The sequence below is a fragment of the Microvirga sp. HBU67558 genome, assembly GCF_018069605.1.
GTDB lineage: Bacteria > Pseudomonadota > Alphaproteobacteria > Rhizobiales > Beijerinckiaceae > Microvirga > Microvirga terrae.
Genome location: NZ_JAGPUP010000501.1, coordinates 14546 through 33608 on the forward strand (window position 1 = coordinate 14546; position 19063 = coordinate 33608).

General features: G+C 68.0%; 13 protein-coding genes and 1 pseudogene. 9 read left to right on the forward strand and 5 right to left on the reverse strand.

Annotated elements, in window-relative coordinates:
- The first annotated feature begins 256 nt into the window (after positions 1–256).
- From KBI52_RS11540 to KBI52_RS11565, 6 genes are all read left to right on the forward strand, one after another.
- Positions 257–2803: an ABC transporter ATP-binding protein gene (locus KBI52_RS11540; RefSeq protein WP_173947061.1), complete on the forward strand. Its 2547-nt coding sequence runs from the start codon at positions 257–259 to the stop codon at positions 2801–2803.
- A 97-nt stretch (positions 2804–2900) separates the two neighbouring features.
- Entirely contained in the window at positions 2901–3812 is a 912-nt protein-coding gene (locus KBI52_RS11545; protein ID WP_173947060.1) for an MBL fold metallo-hydrolase, read from the forward strand.
- A 287-nt stretch (positions 3813–4099) separates the two neighbouring features.
- The gene (locus KBI52_RS11550) at positions 4100–8005 is read left to right on the forward strand and encodes an Ig-like domain-containing protein (protein ID WP_210807577.1); all 3906 of its coding nucleotides are present in this window, start codon (positions 4100–4102) and stop codon (positions 8003–8005) included.
- Between the two features lie 154 nt (positions 8006–8159).
- Positions 8160–9167, forward strand: a complete 1008-nt coding sequence (locus KBI52_RS11555) for an NAD-dependent epimerase/dehydratase family protein (protein WP_210807579.1) — start codon at positions 8160–8162, stop codon at positions 9165–9167.
- A 1-nt stretch (position 9168) separates the two neighbouring features.
- Positions 9169–10170, forward strand: a complete 1002-nt coding sequence (locus tag KBI52_RS11560; RefSeq protein WP_210807581.1) for a glycosyl transferase — start codon at positions 9169–9171, stop codon at positions 10168–10170.
- The gene (locus KBI52_RS11565) at positions 10167–11108 is read left to right on the forward strand and encodes an NAD-dependent epimerase/dehydratase family protein (RefSeq protein WP_210807583.1); all 942 of its coding nucleotides are present in this window, start codon (positions 10167–10169) and stop codon (positions 11106–11108) included. Before KBI52_RS11560 ends, KBI52_RS11565 begins: the two co-directional genes overlap by 4 nt.
- Here KBI52_RS11565 and KBI52_RS11570 read toward each other — a convergent pair.
- The 4 genes and pseudogenes from KBI52_RS11570 to KBI52_RS11580 form a co-directional block, all read right to left on the reverse strand.
- Positions 11041–13005, reverse strand: a complete 1965-nt coding sequence (locus KBI52_RS11570; protein ID WP_210807585.1) for a nucleoside-diphosphate sugar epimerase/dehydratase — start codon at positions 13003–13005, stop codon at positions 11041–11043. The genes KBI52_RS11565 and KBI52_RS11570 overlap by 68 nt on opposite strands.
- 229 nt (positions 13006–13234) lie before the next feature.
- Positions 13235–13810 (reverse strand): ABC transporter ATP-binding protein, encoded by a 576-nt coding sequence (locus KBI52_RS11575; protein WP_315974859.1) that lies wholly within the window; start codon positions 13808–13810, stop codon positions 13235–13237.
- Between the two features lie 71 nt (positions 13811–13881).
- Positions 13882–14016 (reverse strand): annotated as a pseudogene (locus tag KBI52_RS34110) (ATP-binding cassette domain-containing protein); the annotation flags it as partial.
- Positions 14013–15017 (reverse strand): iron ABC transporter permease, encoded by a 1005-nt coding sequence (locus KBI52_RS11580; protein ID WP_210807587.1) that lies wholly within the window; start codon positions 15015–15017, stop codon positions 14013–14015. The gene KBI52_RS11580 and the pseudogene KBI52_RS34110, both read right to left, overlap by 4 nt.
- A 413-nt stretch (positions 15018–15430) precedes the next feature.
- Here KBI52_RS11580 and KBI52_RS11585 point away from each other — a divergent pair, with 413 nt between their 5' ends.
- From KBI52_RS11585 to KBI52_RS11595, 3 genes are all read left to right on the forward strand, one after another.
- On the forward strand, positions 15431–16585 hold the full coding sequence (locus KBI52_RS11585; protein WP_173947052.1) for an aminotransferase: 1155 nt from the start codon (positions 15431–15433) through the stop codon (positions 16583–16585).
- A gap of 95 nt (positions 16586–16680) precedes the next feature.
- Positions 16681–17766 carry a polyamine ABC transporter substrate-binding protein gene (locus KBI52_RS11590; RefSeq protein WP_210807589.1) on the forward strand — a complete coding sequence of 362 codons (1086 nt, stop codon included), beginning with the start codon at positions 16681–16683 and terminating at the stop codon, positions 17764–17766.
- Between the two features lie 87 nt (positions 17767–17853).
- Entirely contained in the window at positions 17854–18576 is a 723-nt protein-coding gene (locus KBI52_RS11595; protein ID WP_173947050.1) for an SIMPL domain-containing protein, read from the forward strand.
- A gap of 19 nt (positions 18577–18595) precedes the next feature.
- Here the strand turns inward: KBI52_RS11595 and KBI52_RS11600 are convergent.
- The coding region (locus KBI52_RS11600) for a methyl-accepting chemotaxis protein (RefSeq protein ID WP_305797888.1) at positions 18596–19063 on the reverse strand (468 nt) is incomplete at its 5' end.

Sequence of the window (19063 nt, forward strand, 5' to 3'; positions counted from 1 at the left end):
GGCTCACCGATCCTCCGTGAAAGGCAGCAAGGCAGAGGAGCAAGGGGGGTGACATAGCGTGGAAGCGCGGCGCGGCGAGGGGTCGTGGCGGCAGAGTTTGAGCGCATCCCGGGCCGGCCCGGGACCCGCCGGGACGGGCGATTCCGGCGTTTTGTGCCGGAGCGCACTTTTTGACTGCAAGGCAGATCCCATTCGCCGAGAAAATGCTCTAGGGTCTCCCACCGTCACTGAAACTGATCGCCTGTTGGAGTTGTCCTTGGGAGTTGTCGTGGAGCGCGACCCGCTGCGCCTGGCGTGGAAAACATCTCCTGGTCGCCACCTGGTCGGACTGAGCCTTCTGGCGGTGGCCGGCCTCCTGATCCTTCTCGGCTTCGATCTCGTGCGCCTCGTCGTGGACCGGGCCACCGGGGGAGCGGGCGGCTGGCATGCGCCGGCCACCTTCCTGCGAATCGCCTTGAGCCCGCCGGCGGCTCTCTGGCCCGAGCCGATCGTGCTGGTCCCGGGCGTCGTGCTGGGCCCAGAGGCCTTCGCCCTGGCGTCGATTGTCGGGATCCTCCTGGTCCCCCTTCTCCTCGGCCTGATCCTGGTCGGGTTCGAATGGCTGGTGGTCGGCATCGGGCTCAGGATGCTGACCAAGACCCAGTCGGCCGCTCTCGACGTCATCCTGAAGGTGCCCACGGCTTCCCACGACGAGATCGCCATGGTGACGGCCCTGGCCGGCCGAGGCCTCGCCCGCGAAAGCGGCGTGCTGGGATCCAGCCTCCTCATGCCGGTGAAGCTCGGCGGGATGATCGGGCTCGCCTGCGCGTACGTGTTCGTCATGGACTGGCGTCTCGGCGCCGCCCTGGCGCTGGTGTTGGTGCTGGGCGCCGTGGTGAGCGCCCGCCGCTCCCTCCTGCGGTTCGACGCCACCGCCGCCCGCCACCAGGAGGGCGACGAGGCCGAGGGCGTGTTCGCGGAGCTGGAGCACCGCATTCCGGCCCTGCGCGCGCACGGCACGGCCCCCTACGAGCGCGACCGGGTGCGGGAGGCGCTGGTCGTGAGCCATCGGCCGGTGATGAAGCGGGAATACCGCCTGGCCCTCGCGGAAGCGGGCTCCGCGGCCGTACTCATGATCGCCCCCCTGTCGGTTCTGACCCTGGGGGCCTGGTTCTCGCAGGTTCGTCCCGTGTCGGCCGGGACGGTGGCGGCCTGCGTGCTCGCGGCGGCGCTCGCCGCCTACGGCACCCGGGAGGTGGTCCAGTGGCACCGGCTCGCCCTGAGGGCGAGGGCGCTGCTCATCGATCTGGGCCGGGGGCTCGGGCCGCTGAAGCTGCGCGCCGCCCTGAAGGGCAAGGCCGGCCTGCCCGACAGCGGCGCCCTCGTGGCCCAGGGCGTCTCGGCCTACGACCCGGCGAGCGGGGCGCGGGTGACCTCTGTCAACCTGAACCTCGCCTTCCCGTCCCATGTGGCCCTGGTCGGCGACGGGGATGCGGGCCCGCGGCTCCTGGCGGCCCTCATGAGCGGCCAGATCCCTCCGTCGATGGGCCGCCTGACCTATGGGGGCATCGACCTGTCTGCGGCCGATCCGGTGGAGCGCAGCCGGCGCATCGCCTTTGCGGGCAGCACCGTGCTGATCGAAGGCAGCCTCAAGGACAACCTGCTCTACGGCGCCGCCGCGCCGGCGGGCGAACTCGATCATCGCCTGTCGGAGGCCATCGCGGTCGCCGGCCTCGACCGTCTGACCCATGCCCGCGGCCTGTCCGGAACCATCGATCCGGACCGGGAGCCGAAACTCGCCGCCGCCATCGTGGACGCCCGGCGCGCCGTGCAGGCGGCGCTCGCCGCCGAGCAGCTCGACCGCTTCGTCGATCCCTTCAGCGCCACCCGCTACAACCGCTATGCCACGATCGGCGAGAACCTCCTGTTCGGAAAGCCGATCGGCGATTCCTTCCAGGAGGATCGCCTGGCGAGCCATCCTTTCGTGCGGGCGATCCTGGAAGCCAACGAGCTTACCAAGCCGCTCGCCCGGATGGGGCTTTCCATCGCCACGAGCATGATCGAGATCTTCTCCGACATCCCGGATGGATCCCCGCTCTTCGAGCGCTTCTCGTTCTTCTCGGCGGCGGACCGTCCGTACTTCCAGGATCTCGTCGACCGCAGGAACGAGCAGCGGCGCAGCGACCAGACCTCCCGGGACCGGGAGCGCCTGATCGGTCTCGCCCTGCGCTACAACGAGAGCCGGCATCGCCTGGGACTGCTCGAAGGTGGCCTGGAGGCGCAGATCCTCGTCGCCCGGACCGATTTCGCCCGCATGCTGCCGGTGAGCCTGAAATCCTCGATCGAGTTCTACGACGAGGAGCGCTTCTGCGCGGCCGCCAGCATCCAGGACAACCTGCTCTTCGGACGCATCGCGGCCGATCAGGCCGGCGCTCTCGCGTCGGTCCAGGAGGTGACGCGCCGCATCCTGACGCAACGGGGCCTCGACGGGGAGGTCTCGCGCATCGGGCTCGACACGCCGATCGACCCCCAGGGCGACGATCTCAGCCTGAGCGAGGCGGCGGCCATCGACCTGGTGCGCGGCCTCGTGCGCCGGCCGAGCATCCTGGTGGTGCAGCGGGCGCTCGACGGCCTGCCCGGACCGGCCGCCGACCGGCTCGTCGCGTCCCTGCGCCGCGCCCTCGTGGGGCGGGGGCTAATCCTCGTGACGCCGTCGATTTCACCGGCCATGGATCAACCGCCCTTCGACGCGGTTATCCATTTCGAACGGGGCGAGCCGGTGATGGATCGCCGCACCAGATCCCTGGAGGCGCTGAGTGCGTGATACAATATTTACCTTGACCTGCCGACCCGCTCGTGGGCAGCTTATCGATGTGCGCCAGCGCACATAAGCAGGGTTTTCGATTGGCCATGATCCTGAAATGATAAGGCGTGTTGCATCCTCTGACGCGTTGCGGGTCCGGTTCTGGGGCATACGCGGCTCCACCTGCGCCTCCGGTCCCCAATTCGTCGAGTTCGGTTCGCACACCCCCTGCATCGAGGTCCGCTGCGGCGAGCGCCTGTTCATCCTCGACGCGGGAACCGGCCTATCCGCCTTCGGCAGCGAGCTCGGCGCCTCCGCGCCCGACAAGATCGACATCCTCCTCAGCCACCTTCATCTCGATCACATCAGCGGCCTGCCCTTCTTCAAGCCCGCTCTTCTCGCCAAGGAGCGGGTGATCCGCACCTATTGCGGGAACCTGGACGGCGAGAGCGCCATGGAGCCTCTGAATCGCATCTTCGCCCCGCCGCTGTTCCCCGTCCGCCTCGGCCAGCTGCCCGCCCGCTTCGAGCATCACGGCTTCAAGGCGGGCGAGCCTCTCATCTTGGACGACGGCGCCCGGATCGAAACCCATCTCCTCAACCATCCCGGCGGCGCCACGGGCTTTCGCATCAGCCATCGGGGCCGCAGCGTCTGCTACATCAGCGACGTGGAGCACAGCGACGCCTGGCCCGATCCGGGCCTCAAGCATTTCGTGCGCGACGCCGACCTGATGATCTTCGACGGCATGTTCTCCGACGCCGAGTATTCCTACTGCCGCGGCTGGGGCCATTCCACGTGGCAGAAGGGCGTGGAACTGGCGCAGAGCGCCGGCGTGAAGGCCCTGGCGATCTTCCATCTCTATCCCGGCCACGACGACGGCTTCCTGAAAGCCGCCGAAGCCGAGATGCAGGTCGTCATGCCCACGGCCTTCATGGCCCGCGAGCGCCAGTCCTTTATCTTCGAGCCCGTGGAAGACAACCTGGACATGAACTGTTCCGAGCCTGCCCTCGCGCAGGCCGGCGGAGGTTGATGGCCCAAGGCCTGAAACGCACCTGACGCGAGCAGCGTGAGCCGACGGAAGCGTCAGCGCGCAACAGAAAAACCGTCACCGCAAGACCACACCTCCCAGAAATGAGCCATCTTGCCGACACCCTGAGACGCCGGGCCGCCCCGTGTGAGCCGCTCCGGCATTCCTATTGTAGGAAAAAGTGTTAATCACGGTTAACTTCCTTTACGGAAGTTCGTGCGAAACAGACCTGCCCGGCTCGCTTCCGCAAGCACAAGCCAGAACAGGCCAGAGGGGAAGTGGGGCGAGAGATGGCAAACGGCACCCTGAATTTCAGCAGCAACGATCCTGCCCATTGGTCCGATGGCGTTGCCGAGGATGGCGAGGGAGGAGCGATCAATCTATTCGGGGCCAATATCCAAATCGGCCTGCTCGCAAATCCTTACGGCACCTCCCTGGGCGTCCCGATCGAATGGTACGACAGTGCCAATCTGGCGACCGGAACGGGTTTCACGGGTCTGACCACGTTCTACTATCCAGGATACGGAACGGAAACGGATCCCGGATGGGCGGGCTTCGTGATCAAGAGCGCCAACGGATCGGAATTTCAGATCGATCAGTTCCGATGGTACGACTGGGGTGGATGGACCGGCGAAATCGTCAATGTGGTCGGCTACAAGGACGGGCAGCAAGTCGCTTCGTCCAGCTTCACGTCGAACGATGATGACTTCATCGTGACCTTCACCTTCGACGCAAGCTTCGACAGGGTCGACGAAGTTCGGATCACCTATGCGGACGGCGGCGGATGGGCGGCGATCAACAACATCCAGCTTACCGTCCCGCCGGCGGTGATCGCGGTGACGTCGCCCTCCGCAAACCGCTCCTATCAAGCCGGAGAGGTCATCACCATCAGCGTCGAGTTCGACAGCGCGGTCAACGTTGCAAGCGGCATCCCGACACTGCTGCTCGAGACGGGCATGGTCGACCGGTATGCCGTCTACACCGGAGGCAGCGGCACGAGCACGCTGACCTTCGCGTACACGGTCCAGGCCGGCGACGGCAGCGCCGATCTCGACTATGCCGGCACCGCCGCCCTGACCCTCAACGGCGCCACCATCAAGGCCGTCGCCGACGGCCTTGATGCCTCGGTGGCTCTGCCCACCCCGGGCAGCCTCGCCTCGCTCGGTGCGAACAAGGCCATTGTCATCGACGCCGTGGCGCCCACGCTGGCGATCACCAGCTCCAAGTCGACCCTGCACAGCGGTGAGTCCGCGACGATCACCTTCACCTTCAGCGAGGACCCGGGTTCGAGCTTCACCGCAGCGGACGTCGCAGTCAGCGGCGGCACCCTGGGGCCGATCAGCGGCAGCGGCGTGACGCGCACCGCGACCTTCACGCCGAGCCTCGGCACCGATAACGGCACGGCCAGGATCACCGTCGCGGCCGGATCGTACGCGGATGCGGCCGGCAATGCCGGCGGTGCCGGCGTCACTCCGGCGATCACGTTCGACACCAGGGTGCCGGATGCGCCTTCCGCCCCGGAGCTCTCCGCTGCCAGCGACAGCGGCAGCTCGTTCACCGACAGCATCACCAGCGTCACGCTGCCGACCTTCAGGGGCAGCGCGGAGCCCGGCGCCACCGTCAAGGTGTATGACGGCGGCACCCTCATCGCGACCACCAGCGCCGCCGGCAACGGCAGCTGGTCGGCGGCCAGCAATGTCGCCCTGCCGGAGGGCGTCCACACGATCACCGTCACGGCCACGGATGCGGCCGGCAACGTGAGCACCGCCTCCGGCCCGCTGAACATGACCGTCGACTTCACGCCGCCGAGCCCCCCCGCCACCCTGGATCTGGCCACCGCCAGCGACAACGGCAGCTCGAACAGCGACAACGTCACCGGCGTGACGCGACCGACCTTCACCGGCACGGCGGAAGCCGGCGCCACGATCATCCTCTACGACGGCTTGGAGGAAATTGGCCGCGCGACGGCGACCAACGGCACGTGGAGCATCGCGCTCGATACGCCCCTGACCCAAGGCAACCACAGCATCACGGCCAGGGCGACTGACTTGGCCGGAAACACGAGCGCCGCCTCCACGGCTCTGACGGTGCAGATCATCACCGCCGGACCGGCCACGGCCGTCTCCAGCATGGCGCTGTCGTCCGATTCCGGTCTCGGCGGCGACTTCATCACCAATGTGAGTTCGCAGGTTATCTCCGGCACCCTGAGCAGCCTGCTGGCCGTCGGCGAACGCGTCCAGGTGTCGCTCGACGGGGGTGAGAGCTGGCAGGACGCGATCAGCACCGCGGGGAGTGCTGTCTGGTCGCACATCGCCTCCCTCACCGAGGGGACACACGAGATTTGGGTGAGGGTGATCGACGCGGTCGACAATTCCGGGCCAATCCGCGATCAGGTCTACACGCTGGACACGGTCGCGCCCGGCGTGACCATCACCAGCGACGTCTCGCAGCTGAAGGCCGGCGAGACCGCGACGATCACCTTCACGTTCAGCCAGGACCCGGGCTCGAGCTTCAGCTGGGACGGCAGCGCCGGCAGCCTCGCCGTCAGCGGCGGCACCCTGTCGGCGATCAGCGGTACAGGCCTGACCCGCACCGCCGTCTTCACGCCGAGCGCGAACGTCGACGGCGGCAGCGCCAGCATCACCGTCGCTGCGGGCTCGTACCATGATGCGGCCGGCAATGCCGGGACGGCCGGCACCACACCCCCGCTCGGCTACGACACGGTGGCGCCGGGCGCCCCCTCTGCACCGGTGCTGGCCTCCGGGAGCGACAGCGGCCATTCCAGCTCCGACAACCTGACAAACCACCCTGCGCTGATCCTGACCGGCAGCGGGGAAACCGGCACGGTCATCCGGCTCTACGACAGCGATGGGATTACGGTGATCGGAACGGGAACGGTGACCGGGGGCGTCTGGTCGATCACCACATCGCCGCTGTCGGCGGGCCGTCATGCGCTCACCGCGAGAGCCGTCGATGCCGCGGGCAATCTGTCAGCCGTCTCCGCAGGACTGGCCGTCACCATCGACGACACGGCCCCGACCCTGGTGCATTCCGACCCCGCGGACGATGCCGCTCAAGTGGGGGTGTCGGACGACCTGGTGCTGACCTTCTCGGAAGCGATCGTGATCGGCGCCGGCACGATTGAGCTGCATGCGAGAAGTGGCGCGCTCGTCGAGAGCTTCGACGTGGCCACGAGCAGCCGCATCAGCATGGCCGGCAACCGGCTCACGATCGATCCCACCGGTCCGCTCGAGAGCGGCGCCGGCTATTACCTCACCCTGTCGGCCGGCGCACTCAGGGATGCGTCGGGGAACGACTTCGCAGGCATTGCCGATGCTGCGACCTTCAACTTCACGACGATCGGCACGGTCGAAAAGGATCCTGTCGTGACGCCCAACACCGGCGGCGGCGTCGACATCGCGATCACGGATCCGTTCCAGCTCACCGCGGCTCTCGGCACGGGCGGGGTGGATCACGTGTTCTATGCCGGGTCGGGCACGGTGGTCCTGCCGGACAACATCGAGAACATCACCCTGCGGGGCAGCGCCAGCGTCATGGGCAACGGGCTCGACAATGACATGCGCAGCGGCGCGGGCGAGAACGTGCTGCGTGGCAAGGACGGCAACGACACGCTCCACGGCTATCATGGCAGCGACTCGATCTATGGCGGCTCGGGACACGACACCATGTCGGGCGGCTCAAGCCAGGATTGGGTGTCTGGCGGCTCGGGCAACGACACGGTCAATGGCGGTTCGGGCCATGACCGAGTGTATGGCGATTCCGGTCGGGACACAGTCTATGGCGGCACGGGCAACGATACGGTCAGCGGCGGCGCCGGCAACGACACCCTCTACGGCAATGCGGGCCGGGACGTGTTCGTGTTCGACACCCGTCTCAACAGGAGCAGCAACGTCGATACGATCAAGGACTTCAATGTTGCGAACGACAGCCTCTGGCTCGACAACGCGGTCTTCACCAAGCTGGGAAGCGGCACCCTGACCAAGCCAGGCGCGCTCTCGAGCGGGTTCTTCGTGGTCGGCTCCCGGGCGCTCGACGGAGACGATTACCTGATCTACGACCGGGCCACCGGGGTGCTCAGCTACGATGCGGACGGGTCCGGAGCCACGGCGGCTGTGGTCTTCGCCCGGCTCGGCAAGGGTCTCGCCCTCACCCACAAGGATTTCTTTGTCGTGTGACGGTTGCCCTTGGGCAACCGGAGGTCCTGAGCAGCGATCCCGAAGGGAGACCCTTTCGGGGACCCACCCTCGGCCGGCGCATCCTCCGGAAAACCGGGTCCACTTTTCCGTACGATGCGCTAAGGTGCCTGCCCGTTCATCAGACAGGCCTTTCATGTCAGCTCCCATCCTCGTCACCGGTGCGGCCGGCTTCATCGGTTTTCACGTGGTGCAGCGGCTCCTGGCCGATGGCCATCAGGTGGTCGGCGTCGACAGCTTCACGCCCTATTACGACGTGAGTCTGAAGGAGGCCCGCTTCGGGAACCTGACGCCGCACAACACCTTTCTGGGCGAGCGCCTGGACCTGTCCGACGTACAGGCGACCCGCGATCTGTTTCACCATCACCGCTTCGAGAAAGTGATCCACCTCGCGGCGCAGCCGGGGGTGCGCTTCGTCGATCCCCAGCCCTACGCCGCGTCGAACCTGATGGGTTTCATGAACATGCTGGAAGCCTGCCGGCACGGGCAGGTGGAGCACCTCGTCTACGCGTCGTCGAGTTCGGTCTACGGGGCCAACCGCAAGCTGCCCTTCTCCGAGCACGACGGCACCGACCATCCGATCAGCCTCTACGCGGCCACCAAGAAGGCGAACGAGATGATGGCGCATTCCTATGCGTCCCTGTTCGGTCTGCCCGCGACGGGCCTGCGCTTCTTCACGGTCTACGGTCCCTGGGGCCGGCCCGACATGGCGGTCTACAAGTTCACCCATGCCATTGCCGAGGGCCGTAGGATCGAGGTGGCGAATGCCGGCAAGGTCTGGCGCGACTTCACCTACGTGGACGACATCGTGGAAGGGGTCGTCCGGCTGGTGGACCGGGTCCCGGCGCCCGATCCCGCCTGGAACGCCGAGCATCCCGACCCGGCCATCAGCCCGGCCCCGCACCGGATCTACAATATCGGCAACGACAATCCCGAAGAGGTGAACGACCTCGTGGCCCTGATCGAGGACGCTTTGGGCAAGAAGGCCAACCGGGTCGACGTGCCGCTGCCCCCCGGCGACGTGCTGGAGACCCGCGCCGACGTGACGGACCTGCGGCGCGACGTGGGCTTCGCACCCTCGACGTCGCTGAAGGAGGGCATCAGGCGCTTCGTCGGATGGTATCGGGACTATCACAAGGCCTGAGATGATCGTCGTATTCGCTCTTGTATCGTCGGCGGTTCTCTCGGCCCTTCTCATCCTCGTCCTGAAGCCCCTGCTGATCCGCTACGCGCTGGCGCGACCGAATGCGCGCTCGAGCCACAAGACGCCGACGCCGCAAGGGGGAGGCCTTGCGGTTCTGGCCGCGACTCTGGCCGTTGCAGGGCTCTCGGCGGTCTGGCTCGTGCTGCCGGTCCCGTCCCTGTTGATCGTCGCGGCCGCCGCCGTCGCCTTCGCGGTCCTGGGCACGGCCGACGACATCCGGCCGCTGCCCGCCTGGATCCGGCTCGTCATGCAGTTCGTCGTCGTGACCGCGGTCGTTCTTGCATCCTGGACGAGACTCCTGCCGGATTCCATTCCCCTGGCTGCGGAGCGGATCCTCCTCGTCGTCGCCGGCGTATGGTTCGTCAATCTCGTCAACTTCATGGACGGGCTGGACTGGATTACCGTGGCCGAGATGGTTCCGATCACCGCCTTCGTGGCGGGCCTGGGTCTCATCGGCGTCATGCCGCTGTGGATCGCCGTGCTCGCCGCAGCGTTATGCGGCGCCCTTCTCGGCTTCGCCCCCTTCAACAGGCCCGTCGCCAGGCTCTTCCTGGGGGATGTGGGGTCCCTGTCGATCGGGCTTCTCGTCGGCTGGATGCTGCTGCAGCTCGCCGGAACCGGCGCCCTCGCGGCCGCGATCCTGCTGCCGCTCTACTACCTGATGGATGCGACCATCACCCTGCTGCGCCGCCTCGCCCGGGGCGAGAAGGTCTGGGAGGCGCATCGCAGCCATTTCTACCAGAAGGCCACCGACAACGGCGTCTCGGTGCTCGCAGTCGATGCGCATGTGTTCGTCCTCAACCTTGTCCTGGCCGCTCTCGCCGCTATGACCCTTGTCTGGCCCTCGGGCGCCGTGCAGGTTGCGGCGCTCGCCCTCGGGGTCGTTCTCGTCGGCCTGGTTCTCAGGCGTTTCTCTCGACCCGGATTGGAGGTTTCCCGATGAATGCACCCCTGATTGCCCTGACCGGCGCCACGGGTTTCATCGGACGACATCTCCTGAACGAGCTGCCCAGGCGGGGATACCGGGTGCGGGTCCTGCTGCGCCGCCCGTCCGAGGTGCCGGCCGGGGCGTCGAGCGCGGTCATCGGCGACATCGCCTCCCCGCACAACATGGCGGCCGCCCTGCGCGACGTGGACATCGTGATCCATTCGGCCGGCCTGGCACATGCCATGTCCGGGCGGCCGGAGGACGATTACCGGACCATCAACACGGACGCGACCGTCAGGCTCGCCCAAGCGGCCGAGCGGGCCGGCGTGAAACGATTCGTCTTCCTGTCGTCGATCCGCGCCCAGACCGGGCCCGTGGCCGACGGGGTGGTCACCGAAGACCGGGAGCCGCAGCCGACCGACCCTTACGGCCGTTCGAAGCTCGAGGCGGAGCGGGGCCTTGGCGCCCTCGGGCTCGATTGGACGGCCCTTCGTCCCGTGCTCGTCTACGGCCCCGGCGTGAAAGGCAACATGGCGGCTCTCCTGAGCCTGGCGCAATCGCCCTGGCCCCTGCCGCTCGGCGGATTGACCGCCCGGCGCTCACTCCTGTCCCTCGACAACCTGGCGGCCGCCGTGGACACGGTCGCGCGCGCGCCCGGTCCCCTGAGGCGCCCCTTCATCGTGGCCGATCCGGACCCGGTCACGATCCCCGAGATGGTCACGGCTCTGCGCAAGGGACTGGGCCGCGGGCCGGGATTGGTCCCGGTGCCGTCGTTTCTGCTCAGGGGAGCCGCCGCCCTGGCCGGCCAGCGCGAGGCCTACGAGCGGCTGGCAGGCTCGCTGGTCGCGAGCCCGCAAGCCCTGAGGGATCTGGGATGGCAGCCGGTCAGTTCGACGCGAGACGCGCTTGCGGAGCTGGCACGGCGGGCGGGGGCGCCGGCTTCCGGCGCTTGAACTCCGGAATCGCTTCCTCGAACACATGCTCGGCCAGGGCGCGGTCGCCGCTTGCGAGGGCGCGGCTCAGGATCTGCAGCCATTGGTCGACCCGGTCGCGGTCGGCGAAGATGGGCTTGGCCGCCATGACGCCGTCGATGCCGATTTCCGTGCGCGGCTCCTCGCGGGCGAAGAGGATCTCGTGCAGCCGCTCGCCCGGGCGCGTGCCCGTGACGGCGATCTCGATATCCTCGCCCGGCTCGTAGCCGGCGAGCCGGATCATGCGCTCGGCCAGGTCGTAGATCCGCACCGGCTGGCCCATCTTGAGCACATAGACCGAGGCGCGCTCGTCCCCGTTGGTGCGCTCCGTCAGCGCGCGGCTCTCCTCCGCGTGGGACGCCGAGGTGAGCACCAGGTCGGCGGCCTCGCGGGTTGTCATGAAGTAACGCACCATGTCGGGATGGGTGACGGTGATCGGCCCGCCGCGGGCGATCTGCGCCTTGAACTTGGGCACCACCGACCCGACCGAGCCGAGCACGTTGCCGAACCGGACGGCGATGATCCGGGTGGCGCCGTTGCGGCCCATGAACTCGGCATCCAGCGCCTGCCCGTACATCTCGGCGAAGCGCTTGGTGGCGCCGAGCATCGAGACCGGATCGATGGCCTTGTCGGTGGAGATCATCACGATGGTGTCGGCCCCGGCCTCCACGGCCGCGTCGGCCACGTTCACGGAGCCGAACACGTTGGTCTTGATGCCTTCCGTCCAGTTCTTCTCGAGATAGGGAACGTGCTTGAGGGCCGCCGCGTGGAAGACCACCTCGGGACTGAACGCGTTCATCACCTCGCGCACCCGGGACCGGTCGCGGACGTCGGCGATGACACCGTCCACACGGGTGTCGCTCGAGAGCAGCGTCGGGTTTTCCAGGATGTGGTGCAGGGAGGGCTCGGAGCTTTCGAGGACCAGGAGGTCGCTCGCCCCGAAGGCGACGACGCGGGTGCAGATCTCCGACCCGATGGAGCCGCCGCCGCCGGTCACGAGCACGCGCTTGCCGCGAATGAAATGTTCGAGCCGCTTGCGGTCGATCTGCACGGTCGGACGCAGGAGCAGATCCTCGATCTCGAGCGGGGCGAGCTCGGCATCGCGCATCCCCTCTCCCAGGCTCGTGACCCGCACCAGCGGCAGGCCGAGGCGGCGGGCGCGGGCGAGCAGCATGTCCGGGTTGGCCTCGGGCGTCAGGGCGCTCGGGGTCGCCAGCAGGCGGCGGATGGGCGTTCCCCGCTCTTGGAAATCCTGGATGACCTGGTCGAGATCCGCGAATGTGCCCAGAACGGGCACGCCGCGCATGGATTGCCCGAGATCGTCCCTGCGCCAGGACAAAATGCCTTTCGGCTGGGTCTTCTTGACGGTGCCGGCCTCGATGGCCCGCAGGACCACCTCGGCGTCGCTGCCGCGCCCGAGCAGCAGGGTCGGGGTGCTGGCATCGCGCTCGAGGGTGTGGCGCGAGCGGGCATATTTCAGATAGCGGAAGGCCAGCCGCGGGCCACCCAGGAGGAACATCTGGATCAGCCAGTAGAGGGCGATCGTGACCTTGCCGAAGAAGAAGGTGCCCCGCAGCTGCGGCGAGACCAGAATGTAGTCGACCATCAGCAGGGTCACGGCCAGGATGGTCGCAGCCCGGAAGATGTTGAAGAGATCCGGCAGGGACGCGAAACGCCACTTGGACCGATAGAGCTGGGAAAACCCGTAGACCACCCCCGCGAAGGCGATGAAGGGCGGCAGGAAGAGCGGCAGATGGACCAGGCGGTCGGACAGGAGAGAGCCTTCGAAGCGCACGTAGAAGGTCGCGAGGACGGCGATACCCGTCATCACGAGATCATGCACGATGATAATCGCTTTCTTGAGACCCTGCCGATTCATAGCCCTGCCATACCCTCGAGCATCAGACCCAAAAGTGGACTTGCCCGTCCGGGATCCATCCGATGCCCCCTCTCTCGAAGCAGCGCATCGGCGATGCGGACCCGAAGGGCCACGTGAGTGAAAACCGGATCCACTGTTCCGCACGATGCGATCGTCTCGGGGTATCGGATGGGCTCACCCCTTTGTCAATGTAAGACAGTCACCGACGGCAGGGGCAAATCGGCCGGCCTCAGGTGTCCGGAAGCGGGCTCTCCGCCACCACCAGGAGACCGCCCGCCTGCGCCAGGACCTGCGCCCGGACGGAGAAGACCGCCGCGAGCCGCTCGCCGGTCAGAACCGCTCCGGGCGGCCCGAAGGCTTCGGTTTTCCCCTGATGGAGCAGCAGGATGTCGTCGGCGAAGCGGGCCGCGAGCGTCAGGTCGTGCATGATGGCGACCACGGTCGCGCCGGCTCGGGCATGCGCTTTCAGGACCTCGAGAACCACGAGCTGGTGGCGCGGATCGAGCGCCGCAATGGGCTCGTCGACCAGCAGAACCGGCGCCTGCGTCGCGAGAGCGCGGGCCAGAAGCGCGCGGGCCCTCTCGCCACCGGACAGGGCCGTGGCGGGCCTGTCCGCGAAGCCCTGCAGGCCTACCGCCCGGAGCGCCGAGGCGACGGCTTCGCGGCCGGCCGGCGACAACCGGTCGGGTTTCTCCCCATGGGGCAGGCGGCCGAGCGCCACGACGCCGGCCACCGGCAGAGGCCAGGCCACGAAACCGCCCTGGGGCAGATAGGCGATCGCGCGGGCCCGGTCGGAGGCGTGCATCCGCCTGAGGAGACGCCATCGAGCACGACATCGCCCTCGGCCGGTCCGGTCAGCCCGGCAAGGGCCCGCAGCAGGGTCGTCTTGCCGGCCCCGTTGGGCCCGACGATCACCGTGAGGCGTCCCGGCGCCGGGGACAGGTCGATCCGGTCGAGGGCCCGGCGGGCTGCCAGATCGACCGACAGGGAGCGGGCCTCGAGCCGTCTCATGCGGGCGTCTCCACCAGGTCGGCCCTCCGCCGGGCGATCACCCAGAGGAAGAACGGCACGCCGAGCAGGGCCGTGAGCACCCCGATCTTCACCTCGGCCGCGGAGGGAACGAGGCGCACGGCGATGTCGGCGGCGAGCAGCAGGCCCGCACCGGCGAGGCCGGCCGGAACGAGGGTGCGGGCCGGATCGTAGCCCACGAAGGGACGCACGAGATGGGGCACGACCAGGCCGACGAAGCCGATGGAGCCGGCCACCGCCACCGAGGCGCCCGTGCCGACGGCCGCGCCCGCCACGATGAGGCCACGCAGGAGCGGCACGCCGATCCCGAGGCTGCGCGCCGTCTCCTCGCCCAGCGCGAGCGCCCGCAGGCCGGGCGCCGCCGACAGGATCAGGCCCGAGGCCAGGACGATGAAGGGGGCGGCCAGGAGCACGTGGACCATCGACCGGTCCTCGAAGGAGCCCAGGAGCCAGAACACGATCTCCGTCACGGCGAAGGGATTGGGCGAGAGGCTGATGGCGAGCGACGTGCCCGCTCCGGCGAGCGACCCGACGGCGAGCCCCGCCAGGACCAGCACCACGATGGTGGCGCCCCGTCCGGCCACCGCCACGACGAGGCCGACGGCCAGGAGGGCGCCTGCGATCGCCGCGAAGGGGAGGGCCCAGGACAGGCTGCCGACGAGCCCGGAATAGATCACCAGCACGGCCCCGAAGGCCGCCGCCTGCGGGGCGCCGAACACCGCCGTGTCGGCGAGCGGGTTGCGCAGCAGCCCCTGCAGGCCCGCTCCCGACAGGCCGAGGATCCAGCCGACCAGCCCGGCCAGGACCGTGCGCGGCAGGCGGATCTCCCGCACCACGATGCTGGCCGCACCCTGGTCCGACACGAGGGCCTTCAGCACCGTAGGCACGGTGATCGGCGCCGGCCCGGTGGCCAGGGAGACGAGGCTCAGCGCCCCGACCAGGACGGTCAGGCCGGGGACGAGGGATGACCGGAAGAGGGACATGGATGGCGTTTCGTTGTTCCCTGCGGATAGAGCACGAAACGCACGCGTGAGGAACAGGCCTCGTACATGCCTCCTCGGCGCCACAGCGCGGCCTTTAGATCCTGTCCGGTGCCGCGCCTCTCTTCCCCTCCCCTCCCTTGCAAGGCAATCGGCGTTCCCTCAGCCCGCCCTGGTACCCTCCTCGTCATGGCCGGGCTTGTCCCGGCCATCCCGATCAGGAAGGCGTCGCGCTGAAGAGTGTCGCGATCACCGGCACAAGACCGGTGGTGACGGGGAGAGAGCGGCAAGGTCGCTCCCGGCAAGGTCGCTCCCGAACGGTGCAGGTCCTGCGAGAATGCCGGTTCGATTGTCCCCCGCTCCGTGATAGGAAGCACCTCGACGCCACGACGATCCATCCAGACTGAGAGAGCGGCATGAACCGACTGTTCGCCAACCTGCCCACTACCGTGTTCGAAGTCATGTCGAGCCTCGCCCGCGAGACCGGGGCGATCAATCTCGGCCAGGGCTTTCCGGACGATCCCGGCCCCGAGGACGTGCGGCGGGCGGCGGCGGACGCGGTGCTCAACGGCTACAATCAGTATCCCTCGATGATGGGCATCCCCGAGTTGCGCTCGGGCATCGCGGCTCATTACAAGCACTGGCAGGGCCTCGACCTCGATGCCGGCACCGAGGTGATGGTGACCTCCGGGGCCACGGAAGCCCTCGCGGGCGCGATCCTCGGCATCGTGGAGCCGGGCGACGAGGTGGTGCTGTTCGAGCCCATGTACGACGCCTATCTGCCGCTCGTGCGGCTCGCCGGCGGCGTGCCGAAATTCGTCACCCTGCAGCCGCCCCATTTCCGCCTGACGGAAGAGGCGCTGGCGAAGGCCTTCTCGCCCAAGACCAAGGCGGTGGTGTTCAACAACCCCCTCAACCCGACCGCCACCGTGTTCCCGGACGAGGATCTGGCGCTTCTCGCCGAGTTCTGCCGGAAATTCGACGCCATCGCGATCTCGGACGAGGTGTGGGAGCATGTGATCTTCGACGGCCGGAAGCACCGGTCGGTGCTGGGCCTCGAGGGCATGCGCGAGCGCTCGGTGAAGATCGGCTCGGCGGGCAAGATCTTCAGCCTCACGGGCTGGAAGGTGGGCTTCGTCTGCGCGGCCCCGCCCATCATGAAGGTGCTGGCGAAATCCCACCAGTTCCTCGCCTTCACGACGGCCCCGAACCTGCAGGCCGCCGTGGCCTACGGGCTCGCCAAGGACGATGCCTATTTCGACGGCATGCGGAAAAACTTCGCCCGCAGCCGCGACCGCTTCACCGACGGGCTGCGGACCCTCGGCTTCGACGTGATCCCGAGCCAGGGCACCTATTTCGTCAACATCGACATCGCGGCCCTGGGCGAACCCGACGACGTCGCCTTCTGCCGCCGCCTGGTCACGGAGCACGGGGTCGCGGCGATTCCGGTCTCGGCCTTCTATGCGGAGGGCGCGGTGAAGACCGTGGTGCGCTTCTGCTTCGCCAAGAAGGACGCGACCCTCGATGCCGGGCTGGAGCGGCTGGCGAAGGCGATCCGGCGGGCCGCCTGACGCCCGCCGCCAAGGCCTCGCCTTGGACATTGTTTCTTGGCCCGGAATTTCCTAGCCTGCCCCGTTGTCACCTGTCTTGAGGAGTGCCGCCCTAAATGTTCCGTCTTCTCGCCTCGGTTGCTCTGACCCTCGGTCTCGTCACCGCCGCCGCCGCTCAGGAGCGTGTGGTCAACGTCTATAACTGGTCCGACTACGTGGACCCGAAGGCGCTCGACGAGTTCACGAAGCAGACCGGCATCAAGGTGGTCTACGACACCTACGACAACAACGAGATCGTCGAGACCAAGCTGCTCGCCGGCAAATCCGGCTACGACATCGTCGTGCCCTCGGGGCCCTTCGTGCAGCGCCTGATCGGCGCCAAGGTGTTCCAGAAGCTCGACAAGGCGAAGCTGCCGAACCTCGCCAATCAATGGCCCGAGGTGACGCAGCGTCTCGCCGTGTTCGATCCGGGCAACCAATATGCCGTGAACTACATGTGGGGCACCACCGGCATCGGCATCAACGTCAAGAAGGTGAAGGAAATCCTCGGCGACATGCCGCTCAACACCTGGGACCTGGTGATGAAGCCGGAGATCTCCTCCAGGCTGAAGGCCTGCGGCATCTACATGCTCGACAGCCCCGAGGATCTCTTCCCCGGCGTCATGGCGTATCTCGGGCTCAATCCGGATTCGAAGCGCCTGGAGGATCTGAACAAGGCGGGCGACGCCCTGTTCCGCATCCGCAGCAACATCCAGAAGTTCCATTCCTCCGAATACATCAACGCGCTTGCCAACGGCGACATCTGCGTGGCGGTGGGCTATTCGGGCGACATGATCCAGGCCAAGAACCGCGCCGAGGAAGCCAAGAACGGCGTCGAGGTCGGCTACGTCATCCCGCGCGAGGGCGCGCTGATGTGGTTCGACAGCTTCGTGATCCCGGCGGATTCCAAGAACGTCGCGGAGGCGCACGAGTTCATCAACTTCATGATGAAGCCGGAGATCGCCGCCAGGAACGCGAACTTCGTGTCCTACGCGTCGGGCAATCTCGCGGCCAAGCAGTTCATCGACAAGGCGATCCTCGACAATCCCGGCATCTACCCGGATGACGCGACCATGAAGCGCCTGTTCACCAACACGGCCTATGACGAGCGCTCCCAGCGCACCGTCACGCGGCTCTGGACCCGGGTGAAGACCGGGCGTTAATCCGCCGCTCAGGTTCGCCCGGGCATTGTCCTCGGGCCCCGAAGCCTCGCCCATGGGCGAGGCTTTTTTGATGAAGGACCGTTCCCGATGCGCCTTGCCGTTGCCGCCGCCCTCGCAGCCCTGAGCCTCGCCGCTCCGGCGCTCGCCCAGGCTCCCACCCCGCGCCAGCCCACGATCAGCGTGATGGGAACCGGCGAGGCGGAGCTGAAGCCGGACTTCGCCCGCATCCATGTGACGGTCGCCACGCAGGCCGACACGGTCGCGCAGGCGAGCGCCGCCAACAACACGGCCACGGAGCGGGTGCTCGCCCGCATCCAGAGCCTCGGCGTCAGGCGGGAGGACATCCGGACGGTCAATTTCCAGGTCTTCCAGACGCCGCCGCAGCTCGGACCGGACGGCAAGGAGCTGAAGACCCCGAAATTCTCCGCCAACCACCAGCTGCGGATCACCACCCGCGACCTCGACGGCGTCGGGCGCCTCGCCGGCGAGATCCTGGCGAGCGGCGACATGACCTTCCAGTCGGTCGCCTTCGGGCTCGACAGGCAGGAAGAGGGCGGCGACCGGGCCCGGGAAGCGGCCGTGCGCGATGCCCGCCGTCAGGCGGAGATCTATGCCGGGGCTGCCGGCGTGTCCCTGGGCCGTCTCCTGGAGATCCGGGACGGGTCGGCCCAGCCCTTCGAGCCGCAGCCCGACATGCGCATGTCGATGGCGATGGCCAAGGGGGCCGAATCGGTCCCGATCGTGCCGCCGGCGACGATCCGCTACACGGCGAACGTCCAGCTTGTCTGGGAGATGGCCGGGAAGCCCTGAGACGCCCCGGCCCGTCGGATCAAGCCGCCCTGACGCTCTGAAGGAACTGGCCGATCTCGGCCCCGAGGCGCTGGGCTTGGCTCTCCAGCGCGATGGAGAGATCCGCCACATTGCGGGCGGCATCGAGGGACTGGGTGGCGACCCCTTGCGTCGTCTCGATGGCGGAGGTGCCGGACTGCGCCTCCGTCGAGACCTGGGCCACGGAGCGGGCGATCTCGGACACGGCCGCCGTCTGCTGGCTGACCGTCCCGGCCACCGTGGACACGACTCCGGCCAGATCCTCCACGGACGCCTGCACGGTGCCGAGCGCCACCAGGGTCTCACGCGAGGCCGCCTGGACGGCCTCGATCTGCCGGGCGATCTCCTCCGTGGCCTTGGCGGTCTGGCCCGCCAGATCCTTCACCTCGGAGGCGACGACCGCGAAGCCCTTGCCGGCCTCGCCGGCCCGGGCCGCCTCGATGGTGGCGTTGAGCGCCAGCAGGTTGGT

What these genes read in the sequence shown, in the direction of transcription:
- KBI52_RS11570 (WP_210807585.1), bottom strand. Translation starts at nt 13,005, where the DNA reads ATGAATCGGCAGGGTCTCAAGAAAGCGATTATCATCGTGCATGATCTC.
- KBI52_RS11545 (WP_173947060.1), top strand. Translation starts at nt 2,901, where the DNA reads ATGATAAGGCGTGTTGCATCCTCTGACGCGTTGCGGGTCCGGTTCTGG.
- KBI52_RS11580 (WP_210807587.1), bottom strand. Translation starts at nt 15,017, where the DNA reads ATGTCCCTCTTCCGGTCATCCCTCGTCCCCGGCCTGACCGTCCTGGTC.
- KBI52_RS11550 (WP_210807577.1), top strand. Translation starts at nt 4,100, where the DNA reads ATGGCAAACGGCACCCTGAATTTCAGCAGCAACGATCCTGCCCATTGG.
- KBI52_RS11555 (WP_210807579.1), top strand. Translation starts at nt 8,160, where the DNA reads ATGTCAGCTCCCATCCTCGTCACCGGTGCGGCCGGCTTCATCGGTTTT.
- KBI52_RS11590 (WP_210807589.1), top strand. Translation starts at nt 16,681, where the DNA reads ATGTTCCGTCTTCTCGCCTCGGTTGCTCTGACCCTCGGTCTCGTCACC.
- KBI52_RS11585 (WP_173947052.1), top strand. Translation starts at nt 15,431, where the DNA reads ATGAACCGACTGTTCGCCAACCTGCCCACTACCGTGTTCGAAGTCATG.
- KBI52_RS11595 (WP_173947050.1), top strand. Translation starts at nt 17,854, where the DNA reads ATGCGCCTTGCCGTTGCCGCCGCCCTCGCAGCCCTGAGCCTCGCCGCT.
- KBI52_RS11565 (WP_210807583.1), top strand. Translation starts at nt 10,167, where the DNA reads ATGAATGCACCCCTGATTGCCCTGACCGGCGCCACGGGTTTCATCGGA.
- KBI52_RS11560 (WP_210807581.1), top strand. Translation starts at nt 9,169, where the DNA reads ATGATCGTCGTATTCGCTCTTGTATCGTCGGCGGTTCTCTCGGCCCTT.
- KBI52_RS11575 (WP_315974859.1), bottom strand. Translation starts at nt 13,810, where the DNA reads ATGCACGCCTCCGACCGGGCCCGCGCGATCGCCTATCTGCCCCAGGGC.